General features: G+C 65.9%; 9 protein-coding genes and 2 riboswitches. Of the genes, 4 read left to right on the top strand and 5 right to left on the bottom strand.

Annotated features, from left to right (window positions below):
* A partial coding sequence (locus VIR09_RS15435) for a GntR family transcriptional regulator (RefSeq protein WP_332013663.1) occupies positions 1–376 on the bottom strand: 376 nt, incomplete at its 3' end.
* Positions 377–484: 108 nt separating this feature from the next.
* Here VIR09_RS15435 and VIR09_RS15430 point away from each other — a divergent pair.
* Positions 485–1,039: a DJ-1/PfpI family protein gene (locus VIR09_RS15430; protein WP_332013662.1), complete on the top strand. Its 555-nt coding sequence runs from the start codon at positions 485–487 to the stop codon at positions 1,037–1,039.
* 45 nt (positions 1,040–1,084) lie between these two features.
* Here the strand turns inward: VIR09_RS15430 and VIR09_RS15425 are convergent, their stop codons facing one another.
* The gene (locus VIR09_RS15425) at positions 1,085–2,314 is read right to left on the bottom strand and encodes a D-amino acid dehydrogenase (RefSeq protein WP_332013661.1); all 1,230 of its coding nucleotides are present in this window, start codon (positions 2,312–2,314) and stop codon (positions 1,085–1,087) included.
* 44 nt (positions 2,315–2,358) lie between these two features.
* Positions 2,359–2,450, bottom strand: a riboswitch (glycine riboswitch).
* A 1-nt stretch (position 2,451) separates the two neighbouring features.
* Positions 2,452–2,543, bottom strand: a riboswitch (glycine riboswitch).
* A gap of 156 nt (positions 2,544–2,699) precedes the next feature.
* On the opposite strand from VIR09_RS15425, the gene ampC reads away from it, so the two are divergent.
* The gene (gene ampC, locus VIR09_RS15420) at positions 2,700–3,836 is read left to right on the top strand and encodes a class C beta-lactamase (RefSeq protein WP_414639429.1); all 1,137 of its coding nucleotides are present in this window, start codon (positions 2,700–2,702) and stop codon (positions 3,834–3,836) included.
* Between the two features lie 17 nt (positions 3,837–3,853).
* Here ampC and VIR09_RS15415 read toward each other — a convergent pair whose 3' ends face one another.
* From VIR09_RS15415 to VIR09_RS15405, 3 genes are all read right to left on the bottom strand, one after another.
* Positions 3,854–4,849 carry a 3-hydroxybutyryl-CoA dehydrogenase gene (locus VIR09_RS15415; RefSeq protein WP_414639428.1) on the bottom strand — a complete coding sequence of 332 codons (996 nt, stop codon included), beginning with the start codon at positions 4,847–4,849 and terminating at the stop codon, positions 3,854–3,856.
* 16 nt (positions 4,850–4,865) lie between these two features.
* On the bottom strand, positions 4,866–5,963 hold the full coding sequence (locus VIR09_RS15410) for an NAD/NADP-dependent octopine/nopaline dehydrogenase family protein (protein WP_332013658.1): 1,098 nt from the start codon (positions 5,961–5,963) through the stop codon (positions 4,866–4,868).
* Positions 5,964–6,079: 116 nt separating this feature from the next.
* Entirely contained in the window at positions 6,080–7,090 is a 1,011-nt protein-coding gene (locus tag VIR09_RS15405; RefSeq protein WP_332013657.1) for an AraC family transcriptional regulator, read from the bottom strand.
* A 124-nt stretch (positions 7,091–7,214) separates the two neighbouring features.
* Here VIR09_RS15405 and VIR09_RS15400 point away from each other — a divergent pair, with 124 nt between their 5' ends.
* The gene (locus VIR09_RS15400) at positions 7,215–8,591 is read left to right on the top strand and encodes an MFS transporter (RefSeq protein ID WP_332013656.1); all 1,377 of its coding nucleotides are present in this window, start codon (positions 7,215–7,217) and stop codon (positions 8,589–8,591) included.
* 202 nt (positions 8,592–8,793) lie between these two features.
* The coding region (locus tag VIR09_RS15395; RefSeq protein WP_332013655.1) for a DUF2242 domain-containing protein at positions 8,794–9,354 on the top strand (561 nt) is incomplete at its 3' end.

Raw genomic sequence — 9,354 nt, 5'->3', positions numbered from 1 at the left:
TGGGCAGCCAATCGGGACAGGGCGTGGCCGCGCCCAACATGACCAGATCGGGCGAGCGGGCCTGGGCGAACAGATCGTGGACCTGCCCGGTCAGCGTGACGGGGCGGGGCAGCGCGGCCGGACGTTTGGGGAGCGGACGGGCCGCCGGTGTCTGCTGCCGCGGCGCCACGTAGTAGCCGGAACGGGGGCGGGCGACGACCAGGCCCAGCGATTCCAGTTCTCGCAAGGCGCGTTCGGCGGTGGGCGCGCTGACCTCGTTGGCCTGCGCCAGCTGGCGCACCGACGGCAGCTTGTCGCCGGGTGCGAGCTGGCCGCGCGCGATGATGGCGCCTAGCCGCGAGGCGATGCGGCCGTAAGTCGTAGTGGAACTGGCCATTAATTTCTGTATAGGTAATATTTCTATAAATCTGACTATACAGATGGAGTGGCGACGGCACTAGCATCAGATCCTGTCTTCTTGCCGGGGGTTCTGATGAAAGTTGCCATGCTTGCGTACGACGGGTTCACCGATGTGGACCTGTTCCTGCCCTGGGACCTGTTCAATCGCGTACAGGACCCGGACTACGTGAACTATCGGGGGCCTTGGTCGGTCCGCATCTGTTCCGACGTGGATGAGGTCAGGTCCAATACCGGCATCTGCTTCCGGCCGCATGGCCAGCTGGAAGAGCTGCGCGAGGCCGACGCCGTGTTCATCGTCAGCGGTCCGGGTTCGCGCGCCAAGCTGGCGGACGCGGACTTCATGGGACGCCTGCAGCTGGACCCGGGCCGCCAGGTGATCGGCGCCATCGATTCGGGTGTGTTGTTCCTGGCCAGGCTGGGCTTGCTGGAAGGCAAGACGGCCACGACCTATCCCGGCGTGTTCGCCGAGCTGGAGTCGATGGGAATCAGCACCGTGCATGAACCGTTGGTGGTGCATGGCAATGTGGCTTCGGCTGGCGGATGCCTCTCCACCCAGGATCTCGCGGGCTGGATCGTCGAGCGCTTGCTGGGCAAGGAAAAGGCCGAGGCGATGCTGGGGATGATCGCCAAGGTGGATTGAGGCAGCGGCCGGCGGGCGCACCGGCCCGCCCCGGGTGACAGCGCTTCAGGTCAACGTCACTCTATCCCTCACGCTCGCCGCCAGCATCTGCGCCGTCGCCGCCGACAGCGTCCAGCCCAGATGCCCATGCCCGGTGTTGTAGAACACGCCCGGCCGCTTGCCGGGGCCAACCCGCGGCATCATGCTGGGGGTCATCGGGCGCAGTCCGCACCAGGGCACCACGCGCGAGGTGCGGATGCCGGGAAAGTGCTTGCGGGTCCAGTCCACCAGCGGCTGCACGCGTTCGGCGCGGATGTCCATGTTGAAGCCGTTGAACTCCGCCGTGCCGGCCACGCGGAAGCGGTCGCCGAGGCGGCTGGTGACGATCTTGGCGGCTTCGTCGAGCAGACTGACCCGGGGCGCGGCGGCCTGGCTGGCGGCGTCGTCCAGGTGCACGCTGATGGAGTAGCCCTTGACCGGGTAGATATTGAGCGTGTCGCCCAGCTGCCTGGCGAATTGCCGGCTGACGGCGCCGGCGCAGACGACGATGGCGTCGGCTTCGTGTTGTTCGCTCCGCGCGCCGCCCTCGCGTGCGACGTCGAGTACGTAGGGCGCGCCGTCCAGGCTGATGTTGCGGATGTCGGCGTCCTGCGCGAAGCGCACGCCGCGGCGCTCGCAGGCGCGGGCCAGGCCGCTGGTGAACTTGTGGATGTCGCCGGTGGCGTCCGAGGGCGTGTAGAAGCCGCCGTAGCAAGAGGTTTGCAGCGTGGGCTCGATGCCGCGCGCTTCCTCGGGCGACACCGCGTAGCGCTCCAGGCCGCCTTCCTGCAGCAGGGCGTTGGCGCGGCGCGCGGTCTCGAAGCTGGCGGCGTCGTGGTAGATGTGCAGGATGCCGCGGCGCTCCAGGTCGAAAGCTATGCCTTCCTCTTCCGCCATGGCGTACAGGTGCTGGCGCGCGGCGATAGCGAGCCGGGTGGTCTCGATGGTGTTCTTGCGATAGTTGCGGATCTGTCCGATGAACTGCGCCAGCCAGGAATACTTGTGCCAGCTGAAGCGGGGATTCAGCAGCAGCGGCGCGTTGTGGCGTCCGAGCCAGCGCAGGCCCTTGAAGATGGTGGCGGTGCTGTTCCAGACCTCGGCGTTGCTGGCGGACAATTGGCCGCCGTTGGCGTAGGACGTTTCCATGGCGGGGTAGCGCTGGCGGTCGTAGACGGTGACGTCGTATCCCAGTTTGCTCAGGGCATAGGCGGACGTGACGCCGGTGATACCGGCGCCGATGATGGCGATGCGGGGCATGATGGCTCCAGATTGGGTGGCCGCGGCCACCCGGCCGCAGCACCCCATCTGTCTCTGTACCTGAGAGCTTCACCCGCGGCGCAGGCGGCGGCGGGATCCCCTTCGGTGGGCGCGCTTGGCGCCTCTCTCCAGATTGTCTAGACCGCGCAGTCCTGTTTGCCTGAGAGTTTCCGGGGCGGTTGCTCCGTCGGCGCCTGCCGCGGGGGCAGGTCTCTTCTGCGGGGTTTTGGATCGACGAGGCGAGGATAGCCAAAATCCGCAGGAATGAGACCAAGGGTTAGTACCAATAAACCGTCCCGTCGCGTTACGATGCATGCGCGCCGCCAGACTACGGCGTTGCGGAAATTCAACACCACATGGGATGACGAGAATGCGCTTGAGCGGAATGTTGCGCACGGGATTGTTTGCGCTGATGGCCGGCGGCTGCGGCGTGGCGCACGCCAGCCAGACCGAGGCGGACCGCAAGGTCGACGAAGCGGCGCAGGCCGTCATGCGTGAACACGGCATCGCCGGCCTGTCGATCGCGGTTACCCGCAAGGGGACGCAGCGCTTCTACAACTACGGCGTGGCGTCCAGGGAAACAGGCAAGCCGGCCGGCAGCGATACGCTTTACGAAGTCGGCTCCATCAGCAAGACCTACACGGCGACCCTGGCCGGCTACGCCCAGGCGCGCGGGCGTCTCGCGTTGGGCGACAGCCCGGCCAAGTACCTGCCCGAGCTTGCCGGCAGCCACTTTGCCAAGCTCACCCTGATCAACCTGGGCACGCACACCACGGGCGGCTTTCCCCTGCAAGTGCCCGACACGGTGCGGGACCAGGCGCAGCTGATGGCCTATCTCAAGGCCTGGCGGCCCGAGCGCGCCGCCGGCGCCTATCGCACCTATGCCAATCCCAGCATCGGCATGCTGGGATTCATCGCCGCCAAGAGCCTGAACCGGCCGTTCAAAACGGCCATGGAGCGGGACCTGTTTCCCAAGCTGGGCCTGACCAGCACCTACATCGATGTGCCGGCCGCGAGGATGGCGGACTACGCGCAGGGCTACAACAAGCAGGACGCGCCGGTGCGCGTGAATCCCGGCGTGCTGGCGGACGAAGCCTACGGCGTGAAGACCAGCGCGCGCGACCTGATCTGCTTTGTCGACGCGAACCTGGGCTTGAATGTGGCCGATGCCGAACTCCGCAACGCGATCGCGCAGACGCACGTCGGCTATTACCAGCTGGGCGACATGACCCAGGACCTGGTCTGGGAGCAGTTGCGCTATCCGGTGTCGCTGGACGCGTTGTTGACGGCCAATGCCGGCAACTACAACAGCCAGAGCCAGGCCGTGGCCGCGCTGAACCCGCCGCTGCCGCCGCAGGATGAAGTGTGGATCAACAAGACGGGTTCGACCAACGGCTTCGGCGGCTATGTGGCGTTCGTGCCCTCGAAGAAGCTGGGCATCGTGATACTGGCCAACCGGAACTATCCGAACGAGGCCCGGGTGCGGCTGGCCTACAAGATCCTGGGCGAACTGGATAAGTAGGCTCGCCGGCCGCGGGGCTAGCGCACGGGTTGCTGCCGCGCCGCGTCGAAGCGGGGCAGCATATCCATCACCTCCAGCCGCTTGCACAGCTGCGCCAGCCGCTCCATCTTGTAGGCGTTCACGTCCACGCCGGCGTAGTCGTAGAAGCCCTGGCCGTCGCGCAGTCCGTTGCGCCCTTGCTCCATGTTGCGGGCGATGACGGCCGGTGAGGCGAAGCGCGGATCGATGGCATCGGACAGGTAGTGCGAGGCGTAGTAGAGGATGTCGCCGCCGCCCCAATCGATGAATTCCAGCAGGCCCAGAACCGAAAAGCGCAGGCCGAAGCCCAGGCGCACCGCGGTGTCGATGTCTTCGGCGCTGGCCACGCCTTCCTCCACCATGCGGGCGGCTTCATTCATGGCCAGGGCCTGGATGCGGGGAACGATGTAGCCCGCGGCGGGCGCGCATTGCACCGGTTTCTTGCCTGCCAGACGCAGTACCTGCAGCAGGCCCAGCGTCGCGGCCTCGCTGGTTTGGGGACCGCGGCTGACTTCCACCAGCGGTATCAGATAGGCGGGATTGAGCCAGTGGGCGTTCAGGAAGCGCTGCGGGCCTTCCACCAGTTCCGCCAGTTCGGTGACGAGAAAGGTGGACGTGGTGGAAGCGATGATGCTGTCCGGCGCGCAGGCAGCGCCCAGCCAGAGAAAGGCGTCGCGCTTGGCGTCCAGGCGTTCGGGCACGGCCTCGAACACCACGAGCGCTTGCCGCAAATCTTCTACCGCGTCCTGGCGCGTGCACAAGCGGACGCGCGCCAGCGCGATGTCCGCTTGCGGCCGATCCAGCAAGCCCAGCCGGACCAGGATGCCCAGCTCGCGGCGCAGCTCATCCCGCACTCGGGAAAAGTACCCGGATTGCTCGGCGGGCGTGCGCGACTTGATGTCTATCAGCGTGACGTCCAGCCCCGCATGTATGTATGACAGCGTGATGCCCACGCCCATGCGGCCGGCGCCGACCACGCACAGTTTTTCGTTCATGGCTTGCATCCTCGTCTCAGCAGCCTTCAGTCAGCAGCTTGCGCATGCCGTCGCGCGACAGGCGGTCCAGGCCCAGGCGCTCCAGCGTGCGCCCTTCGGCGTAGAGGTCGCGGCCGGTCACCGCGCTGGCCAGGCTCAGCAGGCCTAGCGCCACCGGCGTGGGCACGCCCGCCCAGCGGCCGGCGGACACCAGGAACGACAGGCCGAGCCGGGTGTCCTCGAGCATGTAGCGGTGGGTGTGCAGGTCTATGTCCTCGCGCCAGTCGCCACTGTCGGTGAGCCTGCCGTGGGCGCCTCGGCCGTACATCCATTCGTCGCCTTCGGCGGCGTAGTGGTCGGCCAGCGGGAAGTGTGGCGCGGCATAGCCCAGGGCCACGCGGATGGCGATGCGCTCCGCGTCCAGCGCGTCGGTCACGCGCCGTATGGAGGGCTGTGTGCCTTCATTGTGGATGTCCCACTTGTCGAAGTGTTCCAGCGGACCCGCGTTCATCATGATGAGTGGCGGGTGGATGACGGGACCGGCATTCATCAGCGCGCCGGAAAGCCCGTCCTCTATCGGTTCGATGCTGTCGTAGGCGCGCTTGACCACGGCCAGCGAGTGCTCGGACAGGCGGCGCGGAAAAACGCCGGTAGGCAGGCGGGTGGCATAGCCGCTGATCACGACCTTTTCGCCATGCTTGCGGGCCAGGTAGGGCAGGGTGCCGGTCTCGGCAAAGGCGGTATCCGCTGAATTGCCGGCGTCTTTCATGGCGCGGGCGAAGACATAACTGCCGAAGGTGCCCGGCGGCAGAAACACGACCTGGCCGTCGCGCAGCAAGGGAGCCAATTCCTGCGCCAGGGCTTCGTGCGTGGTGGACGGCAGGGGAATGACCAGCAGTTCCGCATCGCTCACGGCCGCGGCCAGGTCGCGCACCAGCTGCAATTGCCGCGGTCCATCGCCAAGCGGGATCTGGCGGCTGCCGCGATAGTCGGTGACGGTCAGCGCGCCTGCGTCCCGCAGTCCCTGGAAGGCCGCCCAGTCCCGGCGCCACCAGCGCACATGATGGCCTTTTTCAAACAGGTCGGCCGCTGCCGCGTAGCAGCCGTGGCCGCCGCCTATGACGCTGATTCTCATGCTCAAGCTCCATTTGATGGAGTCTCGATCCTAACGGGGGCTGGCAAGCGGGGCTGCGCCGAACGCGCAAGCGGCGTTCCGATCCGGCAAGCGAATCCAGCGCCGCCCGGCGGCGCCTAGTGCTTGTTCCGGCGCAGGGTATCCGACGGCAGGCAGCCGTAACGCTTGCGGTAATGCGTGGCGAAATGCCCGAAGCTGGCGATGCCGTGCCGCAGCAGGATGTCGGTGACGCTGTCGCCTTCGGCGGCTTGCTCCAGCGCCGCGTGCACCAGGGCCAGCCGCTGGTTGCGCACGTAGTCGCTGGGGCTTTGCTTCAGGAACTGCGCGAAGCCGTTTTGCAGCGTGCGCACGGATACGCCGCAGTGCGCCGCCAGGTCGGATAGTGAAAGAGGTTCGTCCGGATGGCTTTCTATGTAATCGCGCGCCCGGCGCACGTGCAGGGGCAGCGGCTGGCGGCGATCGGCCTGCAAGGCTGCGGAATAGTTATGCGGCAGCTGGGTCAGCAGCAGCGTCAGCAGATAGTCGGAGAAGCCGGCGGCCAGCGTCTGCGTGACGCCCTCGATGGCGGGATGGCGGTACAGCCGGCATAGATAGTCCAGCGTTTCACGCACCGCCACCGGTCCGGGCGCGTCGGCTTCCATCTGCAGGTCGAACACCAGCGCCTGTTTGATGGGGCGTTCCAGCAGCCGTTGCAGCTGGCGCTCCAGCGCCTCGCGTTCGATGCGCAGGATCAGGTTGCGACAGTCCCGGCCGATGCGGATCACACTGCGTTCGGACGGAGAGGAGATGGTCAGGCTGCCCGCGTTCATGGAGGCGCTGCGCTTGCCCAGCGTGATCAGCCCGGACCCCTGCAGCGTGATGCGGATCAGGTAGTAGCTGGCGATGTCGCCGGCGTCGATCTCGACTTCGGCGCCGTAATGCAGATCGAACAGCGCGGCGTTGCCGAAGAACACGCCATACAGGCGCGACTGCAGGGGTTTTCCCGGGGGCACGCACATGCGGTGCGACCATAGGTGCTGGCTGACCTGGTCCTTGATCTCGGCGATGTTGCCCGAGTCCAGCAAGCAATGGCGGTCCAGCGGATTGGTGTCGTTGAACATGCTTTCCTGCGCAGCGGGAACAGTCATTGCGTCAGGCGTACAGAGGCTGGCCGCGCAAAGACCTACAAAAGATGGGCCTGCAAGCAAGTGAGGCGCAACCCGGGCCGTTGGGCGATGGGCAGATCTCACCACCATACAAGGGAAACAAACCATGACTGACGGCAGCCCGCGGCGCGGGTCAAAACCTAGCTACGCCTACGAGTGGTACGTCGTGGTGATATGCATGCTAGCGTACATATTTTCCTTCGTCGACAGGCAGATCCTGGCGCTGATGATCGAACCCATCAAGCACGATCTGCAACTGTCCGATACGCAATTCAGCTTGCTGCACGGGCTGGCGTTCTCCCTGTTCTACGCCTTCATGGGTATCCCCATCGCGCTGTTGGCGGATCGCTATTCGCGGCCGAAGATCATCGCCATCGGCGTGGCGTTCTGGAGCCTGGCCACGGCGGCCTGTGGCCTGTCGCGCAATTTTGCGCAGATGTTCCTCGCGCGCATCGGCGTGGGCGTGGGGGAGGCGGCGCTGTCGCCCGCCACCTACTCCATGCTCAGCGACATGTTTCCGCGTGAAAAACTGGGACGGGCCGTCGGGATCTATTCGATCGGCTCGTTCATCGGCGGCGGCATGGCCTTTTTGATCGGTGGCTACGTCATCGATCTGCTCAAGAGCGTGGACACGGTCACCTTGCCCTGGGTAGGCGCGATGCGGCCATGGCAGGTGACCTTCTTCATCGTGGGGTTGCCCGGCCTGCTGATCGCGCTGCTGATCCTGCTGACGGTGCGCGATCCGCAGCGGCTGGGTTTGCGGCGCAATGCCTCGGGGCAGGTCCAGAAGCCCGCCGTGAAGGACACGTTCCGCTTCCTCGGCCGCCACCGCCGCACTTTTTTTTGCCACTACCTGGGCTTCTCGTTCTATGCGATGGTGCTGTTTGCGCTGCTGGGCTGGACGCCGGCGTTCTACATGCGCAAGTTCGGCATGTCGCCAGTGGATGCCGGCTACATGCTGGGCGTGGTGGTGCTGGTCGCCAACACCGCTGGCGTGTTTTGCGGCGGCTGGCTGATGGACTGGCTGGCCAGGCGGGGCTATAGCGATGCGCCGCTGCGCGCTGGCGTGATCGGCGCGGCGGGCATGGCGGTGCCGGCGGTGGTCTTCACTCAGGTGGATTCGCTGTGGATGTCGGTGGGGCTATTGCTGCCTGCCATGTTCTTCGCCTCGTTTCCCATGCCGACCTCGACCGCCGCGATGCAGATACTTCCTCCCAACCAGCTGCGCGCGCAGGTGTCGGCGCTGTTCCTGCTGATCTCGAACCTGATCGGGTTGGGCCTGGGTACCACCGCCGTGGCCATGTTGACGGACCGGCTGTTCAAGAACCCGGCGGCGGTCGGACAATCCATGTCTGTCCTGGTCGGCGTGGCGACGGTGCTGTGCATCGCCTTGCTGGCGCTGGGCTGCAAGCACTACCGGCGCAGCCTGAACCTGGAAACGCAGGAACTGCGGCCGCTGGAGCCCGCGCGCGTGTCGTCCTGACAGGGCCGCCCAAGGCTGCGATGTGGCCCTTTTTTGAATCCTGTTACCTCTGCGTTGAACTACACATCCCTGGTAAAAGAAATGGTGCCGGGGATGCGCTATAACGAACGCTTTACGCATCACTGTTCCGTGCCTGGGGCGGTGGCCGGGCCGCCATGCTGGCAGGCCGCGCCGCACGCCGTCCCATGCCGGACCCCAATTCATGCCCCCTGTTTACCGCCGTCCACCCCTGGTCCCGTTGCTTGTCCTGACGGGCGTCCTGGCAGGGTGCTCATCCCCCAAGCCAGAGTTCGAAAAAGAAGATTTCACCCAGAACAACACCTACTCGCGTACGGTCGCCGCGAGTAACGTCGCCGCCTGCGACGCCGGTCGCCGCGCCTTGCTGAGCCAGGGCTACAACATCGACAAGTTCGAGGGCTCGCGCGTCACGGGGCACAAGAATTTCCAGGACGAAAGCGGGCAGCATACGCAGATCGCCTTCAACATCGAATGCGCGTCCGATGGCAGTGCGAATGAGCGTGCCACGGTGTTCGCCAACGCGGTGCAGGACCGCTATTCGATCAAGCGCACCAACAGCTCGGCCAGCGTGGGCGTAAGCGTGCTGGGCCAGGTGTCCATGCCGTTCGGCTCCAGCGACGACTCGCTGGTGAAGACGGGTAGCCAGACGGTTGCGCGGCCCAAGTTCTATGAAGGTTTTTTCCAGCTGCTGCAGCGTTTCCTCCCGGATGCGCAGGCTGCCGCCGCGCCGCATGCGCCCGCGGGC

This window comes from Achromobacter sp., from assembly GCF_036567245.1.
In the GTDB taxonomy this organism is placed as follows: domain Bacteria; phylum Pseudomonadota; class Gammaproteobacteria; order Burkholderiales; family Burkholderiaceae_B; genus Achromobacter.
Note: the sequence above shows the minus strand (reverse complement) of the source record. Positions and strands in the feature narration are given on the sequence as shown.

Bases quoted from the DNA above. Each gene is read 5' to 3' on its own strand.
- VIR09_RS15430 (WP_332013662.1), top strand. From the start codon at position 485: ATGCTTGCGTACGACGGGTTCACCGATGTGGACCTGTTCCTGCCCTGG.
- VIR09_RS15400 (WP_332013656.1), top strand. From the start codon at position 7,215: ATGACTGACGGCAGCCCGCGGCGCGGGTCAAAACCTAGCTACGCCTAC.
- VIR09_RS15410 (WP_332013658.1), bottom strand. From the start codon at position 5,963: ATGAGAATCAGCGTCATAGGCGGCGGCCACGGCTGCTACGCGGCAGCG.
- VIR09_RS15415 (WP_414639428.1), bottom strand. From the start codon at position 4,849: ATGAACGAAAAACTGTGCGTGGTCGGCGCCGGCCGCATGGGCGTGGGC.
- VIR09_RS15425 (WP_332013661.1), bottom strand. From the start codon at position 2,314: ATGCCCCGCATCGCCATCATCGGCGCCGGTATCACCGGCGTCACGTCC.
- VIR09_RS15405 (WP_332013657.1), bottom strand. From the start codon at position 7,090: ATGACTGTTCCCGCTGCGCAGGAAAGCATGTTCAACGACACCAATCCG.
- ampC (WP_414639429.1), top strand. From the start codon at position 2,700: ATGTTGCGCACGGGATTGTTTGCGCTGATGGCCGGCGGCTGCGGCGTG.